Below are 15,571 nucleotides of genomic sequence, written 5' to 3'. Positions count from 1 at the left end.
TTTTGATTTGAAAACCGACAATCGAAAGATTGGCGTATTATGTTTGTTCTAGTTCCGCTTGTATTGAAGAAGTCCGCCAGAAACCTTCGGGGGATGGGCGAGGATGGCCTCCTCGATGGGTTCCGTCCCCCAGCCCGGCCGATCCGGAACGAAGAGATGGCCGTTCTCGAATTCAGGCTCGTGCGAGAACAGCTCGCGGTCCCAGCTCAGGCGATCGACGTCGACCTCCATGATCCGCAGATTCGGCACGGCAGCCGCGAAATGGAGGTTCATCATCGTACTGAGGTGGCCGTAGAAGTTGTGCGGCGCGACGTTGACGTCGTGCGCTTCGGCCAGCGCCGCGATCTTCATGGACTGCCACGCCCCGTTCCAGGGCACGTCGACGATCGCCACGTCCATCGCCTGCTCCTGGAAGAAGGGCAGGAACTGGCGCATGCCGATCAGGGTCTCGCAGGACGCGATCGGGTTCCGGCTGTTGGCCCGGACGTAGGCGAGTGCCTTGGGATTGAAGCTGTCGATCTCGATCCAGAACAGGTCGAGATCCTCGAGCGCCCGCACGATCCGCAGCAGGCCTTCCGGCTTCGCGTTGAAATTCAGGTCGATCAGGAGTTCGACATCCGGCCCGGCGCCCTCGCGGAGCGCTTCGAGATGCTTCCGGATGCTGCGGATCAGAGCGGGGTCGACGTTGAGCTCGGGGTAGAATGGAACGGCGAAGCCCGGACGCCAGGTGCGCAGCGGCCCGTCATCGTGCAGGAACAGGTTGGTCTTGCAGGCGGAGAAGCCACGCTCTCGCACCTCTGCCCCCACGGCGCGCACGCCGGCGAGATCGGTGATGGCAGGCGGGAAGAAGGTCGGATGATTGATCCGCCATGTCGGCGCGTGGGACCAGTAGACCTTGACGCGATCCCGGATCTTGCCGCCGAGCAGCTCGTGGCACGGGATGCCGAGCGTCTTCGCCTTGGCGTCGAGCAGAGCATTCTCGATCGCGCCGATGCCTTCGCCGACCACGCCGCCGGATGCCGGACGCGTCAGGCAGGAGGCTTCCGCGAAGAAGCGCTCATGCTGGCGGACGTCCTGTCCGATGAGGCGCTTGCCCAATTGCTCGATGACCGAGGTCACTCCGGGTGAGCCGAAGCCCTCGTCGAACTCGCTCCAGCCGGTGATTCCGTCCTCCGTCGTGACCTTGACGAAGCGGTAGTTCCGCCAGCCGGCATCGCAGCAAAACGTCTTGATCTCACTGACGCGCATACGTTCCTTCCCAGCCTTGGACCGGCGAGGCCGGTCGACGTCCCGGTGACGATCCGCCCGCGGGCGGATCAGATGATCTCGTTGCAAAGATCCGTTCGCCCGCTCGCGAGCCGCGACAGATTTTCAACGAGGATGTCGATGACGCGCTCTTCGCAGGCCCGGGTCTCGCCCGCTGTGTGGCAAGTCATGACGACGTTCTCGAAGCCCCAGAGTGGCGAACTCTCCGGCAACGGCTCCTCGACGAAGCAATCGAGTCCGGCCCCTGCGATCACGCGATTCTCGAGGCCCTCGATCAGCGCGACCTCGTCGACGATGCGGCCGCGCGCGACGTTGATCAGAAGGGCCGAGGACTTCATCGCCGCGAGCGCTTCGGCGTCGATCAACCCGTCGGTCTCTGGCGTCAGCGGGCACGCCAGAACGACGATGTCCGCGGCGCTCAAGGCCTCGGAAAGACGGCTCGTCGGAAATACCGCCTCGAACGGGGCCGGCACGGTGCCGGCCTCGCGCCGGACGCCGATGACGCGCATGCCGAACGCGGCGCCGAGCGCAGCGATGCGGGTGCCGATGCGGCCGAGGCCGACCACCGTCATGGTCCGGGCCGCCAGTTCCATTTCACGAGAGGCGGGATCAGAGATCAGACCGCGCCAACGCCGCGCATGTTGATTGTCGCGCGCCGTGTGCAGTTGCCGCGTTAGGGACAGGATCATGGCCATCGCATGCTCGGCGACGGCACCGGCATTGCCGCCCTGCGCGCTCGCGAGCCGGATGCCTCGGGCGCGCAGGCGGTCGATGTCGAACTGCTCCGTGCCGGCACTCACGGATTGGATGAAGCGAAGACGGTCGGCGCGGTCGATCCACTCATTCCGCCAGAGGCGCGATACGACCAGCACCTCGGCCGTCGCGATCTGCTCTTCCACCGCCGCCAGCGATCGCAGCTCTGCGAAGGGGAGATTTGTACCGCGCTCCCGGAAGGCATCTGCCAGCTGATACGCTGGATGACCGAACAGCACTTTCGGCTGATCAAGCATGCGTTTCCACTCACCTGTAGCCGTCCTGAATTTTTGTTCGGCGGCCTTGGGCCATTCCTTGACACTCATTTTTCAAACTGTCTATCCTATTTAATAAAAGAGCGTATTATATTATAGAACACACGTTCTTTTGTTGGCCGTCCTGAGCGAAAGCTGGTGCACGGTTCGGAACAGGGCTGCTGGGCGACGCCATCGCTGCAGCAGACTGGGACACGGTGAGAGGCAGTTGGCCGCATCCCATCCGGATCGGCTCGCTCCGCTGCCTTCTCAGCGAGACGATCCCTCAGAGGATCGCTGACAGGGAGGGAACATGAACGGTGTGATCGCGCGGCGAGAATTGATGGCCGGCGGCCTGCTGGCTGCGATCGGCATTGGCGTCGTCGTTGAAGCTCGACGGCATGCCATCGGCACGCTCAGCGAAATGCAGGCCGGCTATTTTCCTCTGATCCTGGGGATCCTGCTGATCGGGCTCGGAGCCCTCACGGTCCTGTCCGGCTTCACGAGCGACGCCGCGGAGACCGTCGAGGACTCCCACCCGATCGACCTGCGAGGTTGCGCGGCAATCATCGCCAGCGTCTTGGCCTTCGTTCTGCTCGGCGAATATGCCGGGTTGCTGCCGGCGACCTTCCTCTCCGCTCTGATCGCTGCGGCCGGCGATCGAAAGATGACCGTGAAGGGTGCCCTGGTGCTCGCGGCGACGTTGTCGGCCGTCGCCGCCCTGCTGTTCTCCTACGCCCTGAACATGCCGTTCCCGCTGGTGAGGTGGTGAGATGCTCGCGACCGCACTGAACGACCTCTGGCACGGCTTCGGCGTCGCGTTTCAGCCCCACAACCTGATGTGGTGCTTCGTCGGCGTGCTCTTCGGCAACATCGTGGGCGTGCTGCCCGGCATGGGCGTGCTCGCCGCCATCTCGGTGCTGCTGCCGCTGACCTTTGCGATGAAGCCGGTCGGCGCCATCCTGATGCTCGCCGGCATCTATTACGGCGCACAATACGGTGGGGCGATCTGCTCGATCCTCCTGAATCTGCCCTGCCATCCGCCACATGCCGTGACCTGCCTCGACGGGTACCCTCTGACGAAACAGGGCAAGGGCGCAACGGCGCTCGGCATCACCATGCTGTCCTCTTTCGTCGGCGCCTCGTTCGGCATCGTCGAGATGATCTTCTTCGCGCCCGTACTGGTTGGCTTCGCGCTGCATTTCGGGCCGGAGGACATCTGTTCGCTGATGCTGCTCGGCCTTCTCGCCGGCTCGACACTCGCCAAAGGCTCGCCCCTCAAGGGCGTCTCCATGACGGTGCTGGGCCTCATCCTCGGCATCGTCGGATCCGACCCGAATTCGGGCGAGCAGCGCTTGACGATGGGCATCCCGCAACTCGCAGATGGGATCGAGATCGTCGCCCTGGCGCTCGGCCTGTTCGGAATCGCGGAATTCCTGAAGAGCGTGAACAACGTTCCGACGTTGGACGTCCGCGGCACGAATGTTCGCCTGCGGGACATGCGGCCAAGCGGCGCCGAGCTGAAACGCGCCGCGCCCGCCATGCTGCGTGGAACGCTGATCGGCAGTCTGTGTGCGCTCATCCCAGGCACTGGACCGACGATTGCCTCCTTCGTCGCTTATGCCAGTGAAAAGAACCTCTCACGGAACAAGGAGATGTTCGGACGCGGCGAGATCCGCGGTGTCGCGGCCCCCGAGGCGGCAACGCACGCCTCCGTGCAGGGGGACTTCATCCCGACCTTCAGTCTCGGAATCCCAGGCGATTCCGTCATGGCGTTGCTGCTCGGCGCCCTAATCGTTCAAGGCATTCAACCTGGGCCGCAACTGATCACCGAGCATCCCGATATCTTCTGGGGGCTGATCGCCAGCTTCTGGATCGGCAACATCCTCCTGATCCTGATGAACGTCCCGCTGATCGGGATCTGGGTTAAGCTGCTCGCGATCCCCTATCGTTACCTCTACCCGAGCGCATTGTTCTTCATCTGCATCGGCGTCTACGGCGTCAGCAACGACCTGTTCCTAGTCTGCGAGACCCTGGCGATCGGCATAGGCGGCTACGTGCTGCTTCGACTCGGATTCCACCCCGCGCCAATTCTCCTCGGCTTCGTGCTCGGACCGCGTTTCGAGGAGAACTTCCGACGCGCGATGCTGTTGTCCAGAGGCGACTTGAACGTCTTCATCGAAAGCCCGATCAGCGCGACGTTCCTCGGGATCGCGGTCTTGCTGGTGACGGCCCAAGTGATCGTCCACCTCCGACGGCGCCTCCGGGCCGGCCGCACATCTGGGGCCGAGGCGCCCCCCGTCCTGGCCGACTGTCCCACGGCCCCCGCAACCCGAGTCTAGACCGGACCGCTCGACTCGTCCGGTGCTATCGATCTGCAGCCGACGTCCAACCCAATCGGAGACCTTCGCCCGTGTTCAATGCAATCGTGATCGACAAGGACGACGCCGGATATCGTGCCGGCCTGCGGGAGATCGACGAGGCACAACTGCCCGAGGGCGACGTGACGATCGACGTCGCCTACTCGACGTTAAACTACAAGGACGGCCTCGCCATCACCGGCAAGGGACCAGTGGTCCGCAAGTTTCCGATGGTTCCGGGCATCGATCTTGCCGGCCGCGTGGTCCGCTCGCGGGACGAGCGATACGCGGAGGGCAATCTCGTCGTCCTCAACGGCTGGGGCGTGGGCGAGACACATTGGGGTGGCCTCGCGCAGAAGGCGCAGCTGAAGGGCGAGTGGCTCGTACCGCTGCCAGAGGCCTTCTCCAGCCGCCAGGCCATGGCGATTGGCACGGCGGGCTACACCGCCATGCTTTGCGTGATGGCCCTCGAACGCCACGGCGTAAGCCCGGACAAGGGCGAGATTGTCGTCACCGGGGCTGCCGGCGGCGTCGGCAGCGCCGCGATCACTCTGTTGTCGAAGCTGGGCTACACCGTCGCCGCCGTCAGTGGACGCCCCAACGAGGCGGATTACCTGCGCGGCCTGGGAGCGGCCGAGATCCTGGACCGATCGGCATTCTCGGAGCCGGGCAAGCCGCTCGCCAGGGAGCGCTGGGCCGGTGCCGTGGACGTCGTCGGCAGCCACACCCTGGCGAATGTCTGTGCTTCCACGAAATATCGGGGTGTGGTCACGGCGTGCGGGCTGGCGCAGGGAATGGATCTACCGGCGAGCGTCGCGCCCTTCATCTTGCGCGGCGTCACCCTCGTCGGCATCGACAGCGTGATGTGTCCGCGCCCCGAGCGGCTGGAGGCGTGGGAGCGGCTCGTCCGCGACCTCGACCCCGCCAAGCTCGACGTGATGACCACGGAGATTGGCCTGTCCGAGGTCGTCGCCACCGCCGGGCGCTTGATGGCTGGAGGCGTGCGCGGCCGCGTCATCGTGGACGTCAACCGATAATCCGGGGACGAGACCGGGGCGTCCGGCCTTCGTATCCCGGAGAACGCCCCGCATTCTCTGGCATCGTCAGCGCTGACGCGAGGGACGCGTCAGGACCGTCCGAGCATGTAGAATTCCGGATTGGGCCGCAAACTGGTGAAGTTCGCGAGACGGTTGGACATGCCGAAGAACGCCGCGATGGCGGCGATGTCCCAGATGTCGTCGTCGCTGAACCCGTGCTCCCTCAAGGCGACGCTGTCGGTCTCGCCCACAAGATGCCCGTGCTGCGAGATCTTCATCGCGAACTCGATCATCGCCTTCTGACGCGCGGTGATGTCCGCCTTAAGGAAGTTGGCGGCCACCTGATCGGCCAGCAGCGGGTTTTTCGCGCGAATGCGCAGGATGGCGCCGTGGGCGATGACGCAATACTGGCATTGATTGATGGCCGAGGTCGCGACGACGATCATCTCCCGCTCGGCCTTGGTCAGGCCACCGTCCTTGTCCATCAAGGCGTCGTGATAGGCCATGAAAGCCCGAAATTCGTCGGGACGATACGCCAGCATCAGAAAGACGTTCGGAACGAAGCCGGACTTTTCTTGCACTGCCAGGATCCGCGCCCGGATGTCCTCCGGCATGTCCTGTAGCTAGGGAACCGGGTAACGGCTGATCGCCGCGTCGCGGGCATCCATCTTATTTTTCACTCCCTGCGGCTACGGACTGGCTCTCGATCCCAGGAGGCCCACCGCGCGATCAAGTGTGCGCGTTCCGCGTTTTCAAATGTCTCGTATTTCAGAATGATTTGTTGTTTTATGATACTAGAGCTAGCGGATCGAATGAAGACTGCAAGGGCAGGTCAAGCGTAGGTCTCATCGTTCATTTCGTTGCTTCACAGTGCTGTTAAAACTTGACCGCGGCCTGAGCACGTCCTAAAAATCTCGGAACGATGTGCCGCATGATAGAACCATGGACAGCACGCTTCTCAAAGGCCTGAACCTGCTGGAGCACCTCGCAGCCAGCGAGACACCGCGCGGCGTGAGCGAGATTGCGCGGACGCTCGGCCTCACCAAGAGCAACGCCCACCGTACCCTTCAGACACTCGTCGCGGCTGGCTATGTTCGACCGGCACGAGGCGGCACCTATGAGTGCACATTGAAGCTGTTCGAGTTGGCGAGCCCGGTTCTGGCACGGATCGACGTCCGGCAGGTGGCCGAACCGTTCATGCGCTCGCTCGCGGAGAGCACGCAGGAGACGATCCACCTGTCCCTTCTGGACAGGGGCGACGTAATCTATCTTCACAAGATTGAGAGTCCGCACCCTGTAAGGGCTTACTCTTCGATTGGCGGCCGGGCTCCGGCTTATTGCGTTGCATCGGGCAAGGCGCTGCTCGCTTATCGAGACGATGCGCTGAAGTATCTCTCCGACCCGCTGCCGGCTCACACGGCACGCACGATCACGAGCCTGGAACTCCTGCATCGCGAACTCGAACAGGTGCGCGTGCAAGGCTTCGCGATCAACCGCGGCGAATGGCGCGAGGGCGTGTGTGGCTTGGCCGCGATTATTCGTGACGCGATGGGTAACCCAATTGCCGCAATCGGCATTTCAGGGCCTGCCGACAGGCTGAACGCGGCGGTCTTGCGCCGCTTCAGCGACGTCGTCGTCGACACGGCCCGGGGCCTGTCCCGCGCTCTCGGCTACAACCCGATCACCTTGTCGAGCGGCAAACCACGTCAGCGGGCGGCAGCCGAATTGATCTGAACGTTATGCAGGAAGCAGATCTTGCAGCCGCTCTTCGTACCCGTGTCATCGAGCACTGCAGAGCAACTCGGCGAACCTAACGCACAGAACGTCCCGTTCACGATCTTAAGGCTCTTAATGCAACGAGCGAGCACGGTCCTAAAGACACGAAAAGCTTGCGGGCAACTCATGCCGCGCAGCAGGCCAAGCGCTCCGTCTCGATTAAAATTGTTGGGGCTCGGGTAGGGAGCCGTGCGGCCTGTTTCGCATCGGATCGCCCGCGCGCACCTACGCCAAGCGAGTGGCAGCAGTCATGGGAAGGACCTGTCCGCAATCGGCACTTCACAAATCCGTGAGGGCAGGCTTATATCTACGAAACAATTGCATTCATAATCCGAACGTGGAGGTTTGCCATGCCACACACTGCATCAGCGCATCGACTCAACTCTGCGCCTGCACAACGCTATTACTTCGACATTAACGACGGCACGGAAGTTCGCGATGAAATAGGACGAGTGCTCGAAGGAGGTGAGATCCTCCGGGCCGAGGCTCTCCGAGTCATCACACGGCTGACCGCCGCGGAAGCCGAAGAGGCCCGCGAGACAACTCTCGTTCTGGCAGTGCGCGATCAGGTGGGCAAGACTGCTTTGAAGGTGCGGATTGTCTGCCAACTCGAAGAGGCTGTTTAGCTTCGTTTTCAAGCTCGATCAGGATCATTTCGAGGAGCACTCGAACGCGAAACCTGCCAGATGACCCGACTGTGTCCAGCGCCTTTTGGCAGAGGCTTTTGACCTCATTTGTGGCACTCTTTTCAACTGGCATTCGCCACCTCGTCGAACGGCCACATGTCGTGGCGAGACCGTATTGATCAGTCAAGACTCACCAAGTCACAGGCACGGTGTTTGTTCGAATTCGGACAACTGGAAGCAGAACCGCGGTTTCCGTTTTGCTAACGCTTCGGCGCCCTGCGACAAATGTTTTCACGATTCCAATGCCGCAAGCTAAACTAATTTTTGATAGCTCCAGATTGCCTGATCTCATTTGTGCGATGGCATTGAGCTGACTGCCTTCTCGACTCGCCAATACTGCCTCCTCTCCCATTGGCTGGCTGTGGGATGGGATCAGCCTCCGGTTCTATGCTGGCGATTGGGATCTCTTCGATCGAATTGCGGACCGAGAAGTTGATCGGCACGCCGGCCCCGCAGGCGGAAGCGGTGCCGCTGCAAATCGTCGAGATCATTCTCGCCCGGCCGCGAAGCTCATCACCCCCGGTTAGAGCCGACCGCTCATAACGGCCTGGTCGCTGGTTCTATTCGCCCAAGCAGAAAAGCCGTCTCTACCCGCTTTCCGGCAAGGCACTTTGGGGCGCCGCCGTTACCGACAGCCTAGCCAGGGTCTTTAATGGGCTACCGAAATCGGGCTGAGGAGTGGTGCCGCTTGAGGGATTCGAACCCCCGACCCCCTCATTACGAATGAGGTGCTCTACCAGCTGAGCTAAAGCGGCTGAGGCGGCTCAGGCGGATCGCCGAGTCGTCCTGGTGGGCACAGGCTCTTAGAGACCATGCGCCACCTTGGCAAGGCTCACCTGGGCACAGCCGGAGGCTGCCAGCGCTCCCGGATCACCACATCCCGCGGGCGGAAAATCCGGCCCGCCCCGAGGCTGCGACGGCGCTGCAGATCGAGCGGTCGAGCTCAAGCAAGATGTTCGAGCCGGCGACGACCCGACCGGAGACGTCGCGCAACGGCGTTGGGTAGGGCATGAAACACACCTCTCGGCCATCTGGCCTCTGGAGGATGTGCTGGATGCCGCGCACGGCGCGGCCTTCCTTGAGCGCTACCGCCATCGAGCATTCGTCGTGCGCCAGCTCCGACCCATCGGCCTCGAACAGCCGCCATGAGCCACACCAGCGGGCCTTGCCGAGCACGGGACGGAAGCCCCACAGCCTGGCCGCAGCATCGTTGTAATAGGTGAGCCAGCCTTCGGCGTCGGTCGTGTAGAGAGCCGCCGGGATCTCGCGGAACAGCTCCGCCCGCGAGGGCTCGTAATTCCAATCGGAATCCGGTGCGTCGAAGTCGTAGTCGATACCTTCGAGGTCCATTGTCCCTCCCGCGACAGACGAGCCGAGGCCCAAGGCGGAAACCGTCATCGGTTCCCGTTTGCCCCCATCTGTCGCGTGTACCTGTGAGCCCTCCGGTCGCTTTTCGCGGGCCGCTGAAGGCTCGTCGGTGAGCGCCGGCGAGCGCGCACTCCAGATCGTCCAACCCACCAAGATTGTGCCTGAACAGCTTCCGGGGGCGGTTGCTGTCCCGACGCCATGACTGGGATGACCAGTCTGGGCTCTCATGCTGGGCCGTGTACGGACACAGTGGTAAAAACACGAAAAAAACTTCTGCGCAAGAGGCGGAAGCTATTGGTGCGATGCGATATTTTGCCCTTTGCAGAGGAATGTCATTGAACGCGGTCGACGAGTTTTAATCCCTGCTGCTGCGCAGCAAATCGCGGCATTGGTCATTGATGAGGGACTCCGGCCTGCCCTAAAGTCGGGGGCATGGACGCGATCGCGATCGACTTCGAGACAGCGAACGAGCGACGCGACAGCGCCTGTGCGGCGGGTCTCGCCTGGATCGAGGACGGCCGCGTCGTTCGGCGCGAAACGCGGTTCATCCGTCCGCCGGAACTCCGCTTCTCGCCGGGCAATATCCGCATCCACGGCATCCTGCCGGCCGATGTTCGTGACCAGCCGAACCTCCCCGACGCAATGGCAGAGTTTCTTCCGGATCTGTCGGACCGGCTGGTGCTCGCGCACAATGCAGGCTTTGACATGGGCGTGCTCGCCGCCTCGCTGGCCGCCTGGGGAAAGGCCGTCCCGGCCGTGCAGTACCTCTGCACTCTGCGGGTCGCGCGGCACGTGTTTCCCGATCCAGCCGGATGTGGACTGGCCAAGGTCGCAGCACGTCTCGGCATCCGGTTCGAGCATCACGATGCGGGCGAAGACGCCTATGCCTGTGCCGAGATCGCTTTGGCCGCAATGCGCGAGACCGGTGCAGCGCGCGTCGCGGAGCTGCCACGCCTTCTGAAGATGCCGGCTACGGCGCTGCCGGGCCGCGACCTCCCGGCTTCAGAGATCGCACGCCCGACCGCTTCGCGCGCATTGCTAGCCGGCCAAGAGCAGCAGAAAGCTGCAACCGACCTGCGCTTCTCGGTCCGAGGCAGTACGGGGAATCGCTACGAGATCGTCCTGGAAGAGCGCAGTTTCGGGCTCTATCTGCGCTGCGACTGCATCGCCGGCCGGCACCGCAGGCGCTGCCGCCACGTCGATGCGATGATCGACGGGGACGTCACTGACCTGCTCTCCGGAAATCTCGGTGACGTCGAGCGCCTGCGTATTCGCATTCTGGCGAGCGACGCCCTCGTCGAACCAAGCAGGACCGGCGCCCCTGTCGCGCTGCGCAGGCAGTTCGGCTTCGCGTGAAACGCTTCAGCGGCGCGGAGCGGGCGCGCGCAGCGGCTCGATGCTCACGGCGCGGCGCCAGAGCTGGAGCATGATCCAGGCGGCGCCGAGGCTGAAGATAGCCATCAGGATGTGGCCGATCGTGTCGCCGAGCTCGAACAAACCTGCCAGTGCCCAACCGGCGGCGACGGCCGCAGCGAAGACTTCGGTCCCGACCAACACCATCAGGCTGACGATCGTGATCAGGTTACGGGTGTTCACGGGCTACGACCCTGTCTTCGATTTCGGCTTGCACGCGCAGTAGCGCGAGAGCACCCACGCGTGCAACCGATGCCGTTCGGCGGATCAGCGCGGCGCGCGCTTGGCGAGAATCCGCTGCAGCGTGCGCCGATGCATGTTCAACCGACGCGCCGTCTCGGACACGTTTCGCTGGCACAGCTCGTAGACGCGCTGAATATGTTCCCAGCGCACACGATCCGCCGACATCGGATTCTCCGGCGGATCGGCCCGCTCGCCCGGCTGGGCCATGAGCGTGCCGTGGATCTCGTCGGCATCGGCCGGCTTGGCGAGATAGTCGAAGGCCCCGAGCTTCACGGCAGTCACCGCCGTCGCAATGTTGCCATAGCCGGTGAGCACGACGCCGCGCGCCTCCGGCCGACGCTCCTTGAGGCGCGCGATCACATCGAGCCCGTTGCCGTCTCCGAGCCGCATGTCGATCACGGCGAAGGCCGGCGGCTCACGATCGACGGCCGCGACGCCCTCGGCGACGCTCTCGGCGACCTGGACCTGATATCCGCGCGCCTCCATGGCTCGGGCGAGCCTCGTCGAGAACGGCCGGTCATCGTCGAGGATCAGCAGGCTACGGTCACTGAAGGCGGCGAGCGGGTCGGAGTCTGACAGGACGACCGGATCGGTCCCGTGGGTTGGCGCTCCGCTTTGGGTGAGCATGCGACTATCCTCTCAGTCGGGCGAACAATCTAAGCGTTATATGGGGGCGGCAAGCCGGTCCGGCAGGGGTCGGACCGAATTGTGCGCAATAAATTCGTTGGCGACGGACCCACGTTCGAAAGCCTGGCGCGTCCAAGAGATACGTGCCACTGCGCCACGCATGCCGGGACCCGTCGTGTTCGACAGCGTGAGTTGCGCGCCCGATCGCTCGATCAGGGTCTTGGCGATGAACAGGCCGAGCCCGAGGCCAGAGCCTACGGTGTCGGGCGACTTCGAAGGCCCGGGGCTGCGAGTCGTGACATAGGGCTCGCCGGCGCGCAGCAGCACCTCGCTCGGGAAACCGGGACCATCGTCGCGGACTTCGAGGGTCACGCGGTCGAGCGTCCAGCGCGCCTGGATCAGCACGCGCGAACTGGCGAAGTCGACCGCGTTGTCGAGGATGTTGGCGAGGCCGAACATCACGCCCGGATTGCGCCGACAGGACGGTTCCGGCCCATCGCCGCTCCTGGTGACCTCCAAGACGATGCCGAGCGCGCGCTGCGGTGCCACCAGTTCCTCGACCAAGTGGCCGAATGTCAGCGTCTGCAGGAAGCCCTCGTCCTCGTCGAGTGAAGTGAGCTTCGACAGAATACCGCGACAGCGATCGACCTGATCGCGCAGCAACTTGAGATCGTCGGCCACGGCGGGCGTCGCGCTGGGGCCAAGCTGACGGTCGAGCTCTTTGGCAACCACCATGATGGTACCCAGCGGCGTGCCCAGTTCGTGCGCAGCCGCGGCTGCCAGGCCGTCGAGTTGCGACAAGTGCTGCTCACGCGCGAGAACGAGTTCGGTCGCTGCGAGCGCCTGGGCGAGCTGCCGCGCCTCTTCTGCGACGCGCCAAGCGTAGACTCCGGTAAAGGCCGTCCCGAGGAGGATCGCGGTCCAGACGCCGGACACGTAGAGGAAAGGCAGCTCGATGCGCCCGTCGGCGAACCAGGGCAGCGGCTGGTGCACCAGCGCCAGCAGGGTGGCCAGCCCGATCGCGAGCATCCCAAGCGCCAGCGTCCGCTCCGGCGGCAGGGCGGTGGCCGAGATCAGCACCGGCGCGAGGAACAGGAGCGAGAATGGGTTCTGCAGGCCGCCCGTGAGGAACAGCAGCGCCGCCAGTTGCACGATGTCGAAAGCGAGAAGCAGCGCCGCCGAGTCGTCGCTGAGACGGTAGCTCGCTGGGAATCGGATGCGCAGCGCCAGGTTCAGCCAGGAGGAGATGGCGATCACCAGAAAACACCAGCCGAAGGGCAGGCGCAGGCCGAGTCCGAATTGCGCGCCGAGCACAGCCGCACTCTGCCCCGTCAAGGCGAGCCAGCGCAGCCGCACGAACGTATCGAGCCGGAGATGCCGCGCGTCGTTCACGCCGGCTCCGCTGCCCATCTCGTTCACGAGTTCTCGATCTCCATCGCGCACCGGCCGCTGTGTCATCGCCGGTTCAAATCGCTTCGCAAAGAGATAGTGCGCGGAAATGTTTGCAGAGCGGACATTACCGAAAAGATAGATTTTGCGGCGCGGACGCGGTTGTTAAGAGGCGCCGCTCAGCGGCCGCACGACAGGGAGTCGTCATGGATCTCGCCTACGCCTGGTATGAAGCGATGAGGGCGATGCTCGCCCCGGCGCGCGTCGCCGCAGACATGACCCGGCACGGCTTGCAGAACCCGGCCAATCCCCTGGCCTACTCTCAGTATTTTCGACCGGTCGCTGCCGCCTGCGAGATGTTCGAGCGCGTGACGCGCCGATACGGCAAGCCAGCCTTCGGTCTCGACAGCACGGTCATCGACGGCAATGCCGTGCCGGTATCCGAGCGCGTGGTGTGGTCCCGGCCCTTCTGCCAGGTCATCACCTTCGACCGAGGTTTCGTGCGCGGTCCCGCCGAACCCGATCCGAAGCTGCTCATCGTCGCGCCGATGTCGGGCCACTACGCGACGCTGCTGCGCGGCACAGTCGAGGCGATGCTGCCGAACCATCGCGTCTTCATCACCGACTGGACCGACGCTCGCATGGTGCCGCTGCTCGACGGGCAGTTCGATCTCGACACCTACATCGACTACCTGCGCGACATATTCCGGGACCTGGGGCCTGACCTGCACGTCATGGCGGTCTGCCAGCCAGCAGTTCCCGTGATCGCCGCGATCGCGCTGATGGAGGCACAGAATTCGCCGAACATCCCCGTCTCGATGACGCTGATGGGCGGCCCGATCGACACGCGCCGCTCGCCCACCGCCGTCAATTGCCTCGCGCAGGAGCGGGGGATGGAGTGGTTCGAGCAGAACTGCATCACGCTGGTTCCGGCCATCTATCCGGGTGTTTTCCGGCGGGTCTATCCAGGCTTCCTGCAGCTCTCCGGCTTCATGGCGATGAACCTCGACCGCCACGTCACGGCCCATAGCGACATGTTTCACCACCTCGTCACGGGAGACGGCGAGTCGGCGGAGAAACATCGCGACTTCTATGACGAGTATCTCGCCGTGATGGACCTGACGGCCGAGTTCTACCTGCAGACGGTCGGGACCGTGTTCGTGGACCACGCCCTGCCGAAGGGCGAGATGATGCACGGCGATATGCCGGTCGATCTCGGCGCGATCCGCCGTTGCGCGATCCTCGCGGTCGAGGGCGAGAACGACGACATCTCCGGCGTCGGCCAGACCAAGGCGGCCCTCGACCTGACGCCGAACCTCCCTGCTGAGCGCAAGGCGTACCACTTGCAGGAGCAGGTCGGCCATTACGGCGTGTTCAACGGCTCGCGCTTCCGCTCCGTGATCGCGCCTCGCATCTCACGCTTCATCCGCGACATGGAAGGCCGGCAGGCTACGGGGCGCCATCTCCGCGAGGTCGGCTGACCGGAACGCCTGCTGCGAATTTCATCGGATTGGAGATGGCAAGGGCGCAATCGCGCAGCTATGACCGTTGGGTCGTGCATCGAGCCGAACCGCCGTCATCGCCGGAGCGCGGTGCCCGACGTTGCACAGAGACCGGAACGCGGCGATCGGAAGGCCGCAAGACGACGCCATGGCCATCGCGCTGAGATCCATGCTGCTGCGCACCCCGGATCCGGAGTTCCTCGAGATCCGGCACGGGAGCGTCGACCTGCAGATCGCCCTGCGCCGGCGCCCGACTGCACGACGGCTCACGCTGCGGGTCTCGAACGCCACTGGCGAAGTCATCATGACGGTTCCGAGCCGAACCTCCCTCGCGACGGCGCAGAAATTCGCGGTCAGCCATGGCGGCTGGATCGTCGCTCGGCTAGCCAAGGTGCCGGCGCGCATGCCCTTCGAAGTCGGCCTCGCCATTCCTCTGCGCGGAGAGGCGCACCTGATTGCTCACAGGGCGGGGCGAGGCGCTTGCGCTGTCGACCAGATCGACGGGGAGCCCGTAATCGTAGTGACGGGAGACAGCGCCCACGTGGCACGCCGGGTGCGCGACTTCCTGCAGCGCGAGGTTCGGCGCGACCTCACGGCCGCCGCCGAGGTCTACGCAGCGCGCCTCGGTGAGCGTCCCAGGCGGATCACCGTTCGGGACACGCGCAGCCGCTGGGGCTCCTGTACGGCGAGCGGCGAGCTGAACTTCTCGTGGCGCCTGATCCTGGCACCACCGGTAGTGCTCGATTATCTCGTCGCGCACGAGATGGCGCACTTACGCGAGATGAATCATTCGGCCCGGTTCTGGAACCTGGTCGGTTCGGTCTGCCCGAACGTCGACGAGGCCGAGCGCTGGCTGAAGCGGCACGGCGCGGAACTGCACCGCTACGGCTGAAGGCG

General features: G+C 64.1%; 15 protein-coding genes and 1 tRNA gene. 8 read left to right on the top strand and 8 right to left on the bottom strand.

The window, feature by feature from the left end; translation table 11 throughout:
• Positions 1-48: 48 nt before the first annotated feature.
• Together HCU64_RS17715 and HCU64_RS17710 are read right to left on the bottom strand one after the other, a co-directional pair.
• Positions 49-1,248: a mandelate racemase/muconate lactonizing enzyme family protein gene (locus HCU64_RS17715; RefSeq protein ID WP_233385477.1), complete on the bottom strand. Its 1,200-nt coding sequence runs from the start codon at positions 1,246-1,248 to the stop codon at positions 49-51.
• A gap of 68 nt (positions 1,249-1,316) precedes the next feature.
• Positions 1,317-2,276, bottom strand: coding sequence for a D-2-hydroxyacid dehydrogenase (locus HCU64_RS17710; protein WP_233385475.1), 960 nt, complete (start codon positions 2,274-2,276; stop codon positions 1,317-1,319).
• Between the two features lie 310 nt (positions 2,277-2,586).
• On the opposite strand from HCU64_RS17710, the gene HCU64_RS17705 reads away from it, so the two are divergent.
• The 3 genes from HCU64_RS17705 to acuI all read left to right on the top strand — a co-directional run bounded on the left by HCU64_RS17705 (position 2,587) and on the right by acuI (position 5,670).
• Positions 2,587-3,045, top strand: coding sequence for a tripartite tricarboxylate transporter TctB family protein (locus HCU64_RS17705; RefSeq protein WP_233385474.1), 459 nt, complete (start codon positions 2,587-2,589; stop codon positions 3,043-3,045).
• A 1-nt stretch (position 3,046) separates the two neighbouring features.
• The gene (locus HCU64_RS17700) at positions 3,047-4,615 is read left to right on the top strand and encodes a tripartite tricarboxylate transporter permease (protein ID WP_233385473.1); all 1,569 of its coding nucleotides are present in this window, start codon (positions 3,047-3,049) and stop codon (positions 4,613-4,615) included.
• A gap of 71 nt (positions 4,616-4,686) precedes the next feature.
• On the top strand, positions 4,687-5,670 hold the full coding sequence (gene acuI / locus HCU64_RS17695; RefSeq protein WP_233385472.1) for an acrylyl-CoA reductase (NADPH): 984 nt from the start codon (positions 4,687-4,689) through the stop codon (positions 5,668-5,670).
• Between the two features lie 89 nt (positions 5,671-5,759).
• Here the strand turns inward: acuI and HCU64_RS17690 are convergent, their stop codons facing one another.
• Complete coding sequence (locus HCU64_RS17690; RefSeq protein WP_233385471.1) at positions 5,760-6,284, bottom strand: peroxidase-related enzyme; 525 nt, start codon at positions 6,282-6,284, stop codon at positions 5,760-5,762.
• A gap of 328 nt (positions 6,285-6,612) precedes the next feature.
• Here HCU64_RS17690 and HCU64_RS17685 point away from each other — a divergent pair, with 328 nt between their 5' ends.
• Both HCU64_RS17685 and HCU64_RS17680 read left to right on the top strand, forming a co-directional pair.
• On the top strand, positions 6,613-7,404 hold the full coding sequence (locus HCU64_RS17685; protein WP_233385470.1) for an IclR family transcriptional regulator: 792 nt from the start codon (positions 6,613-6,615) through the stop codon (positions 7,402-7,404).
• Between the two features lie 392 nt (positions 7,405-7,796).
• A complete protein-coding gene (locus HCU64_RS17680; protein WP_233385469.1) occupies positions 7,797-8,072 on the top strand; it encodes a DUF6894 family protein in 276 nt (91 codons plus the stop codon).
• A gap of 739 nt (positions 8,073-8,811) precedes the next feature.
• Here the strand turns inward: HCU64_RS17680 and HCU64_RS17675 are convergent.
• Positions 8,812-8,887: transfer RNA gene (locus HCU64_RS17675), tRNA-Thr, on the bottom strand.
• Between the two features lie 115 nt (positions 8,888-9,002).
• Complete coding sequence (locus HCU64_RS17670) at positions 9,003-9,482, bottom strand: PAS domain-containing protein (RefSeq protein ID WP_233385468.1); 480 nt, start codon at positions 9,480-9,482, stop codon at positions 9,003-9,005.
• A gap of 450 nt (positions 9,483-9,932) precedes the next feature.
• Between HCU64_RS17670 and HCU64_RS17665 the strand changes: the two genes are divergently transcribed.
• Entirely contained in the window at positions 9,933-10,856 is a 924-nt protein-coding gene (locus tag HCU64_RS17665) for a 3'-5' exonuclease (protein ID WP_233385466.1), read from the top strand.
• A gap of 6 nt (positions 10,857-10,862) precedes the next feature.
• Here HCU64_RS17665 and HCU64_RS17660 read toward each other — a convergent pair whose 3' ends face one another.
• From HCU64_RS17660 to HCU64_RS17650, 3 genes are all read right to left on the bottom strand, one after another.
• Complete coding sequence (locus tag HCU64_RS17660; protein WP_233385465.1) at positions 10,863-11,096, bottom strand: hypothetical protein; 234 nt, start codon at positions 11,094-11,096, stop codon at positions 10,863-10,865.
• A gap of 84 nt (positions 11,097-11,180) precedes the next feature.
• Entirely contained in the window at positions 11,181-11,783 is a 603-nt protein-coding gene (locus HCU64_RS17655; RefSeq protein WP_233385464.1) for an ActR/PrrA/RegA family redox response regulator transcription factor, read from the bottom strand.
• Positions 11,784-11,819: 36 nt separating this feature from the next.
• Positions 11,820-13,193: an ActS/PrrB/RegB family redox-sensitive histidine kinase gene (locus tag HCU64_RS17650; RefSeq protein ID WP_233385512.1), complete on the bottom strand. Its 1,374-nt coding sequence runs from the start codon at positions 13,191-13,193 to the stop codon at positions 11,820-11,822.
• 185 nt (positions 13,194-13,378) lie between these two features.
• Between HCU64_RS17650 and HCU64_RS17645 the strand changes: the two genes are divergently transcribed.
• Positions 13,379-14,653: a polyhydroxyalkanoate depolymerase gene (locus HCU64_RS17645; RefSeq protein ID WP_233385463.1), complete on the top strand. Its 1,275-nt coding sequence runs from the start codon at positions 13,379-13,381 to the stop codon at positions 14,651-14,653.
• Between the two features lie 181 nt (positions 14,654-14,834).
• Positions 14,835-15,566: a M48 family metallopeptidase gene (locus HCU64_RS17640; RefSeq protein WP_233385511.1), complete on the top strand. Its 732-nt coding sequence runs from the start codon at positions 14,835-14,837 to the stop codon at positions 15,564-15,566.
• Positions 15,567-15,571: the final 5 nt, after the last annotated feature.

The organism is Methylobacterium sp. C25 (genome assembly GCF_021352225.1).
In the GTDB taxonomy this organism is placed as follows: Bacteria; Pseudomonadota; Alphaproteobacteria; order Rhizobiales; family Beijerinckiaceae; genus Methylobacterium.
The sequence above is the reverse complement of the archived record's forward strand: the minus strand, read 5'-3'. Positions and strand labels throughout refer to the sequence as shown.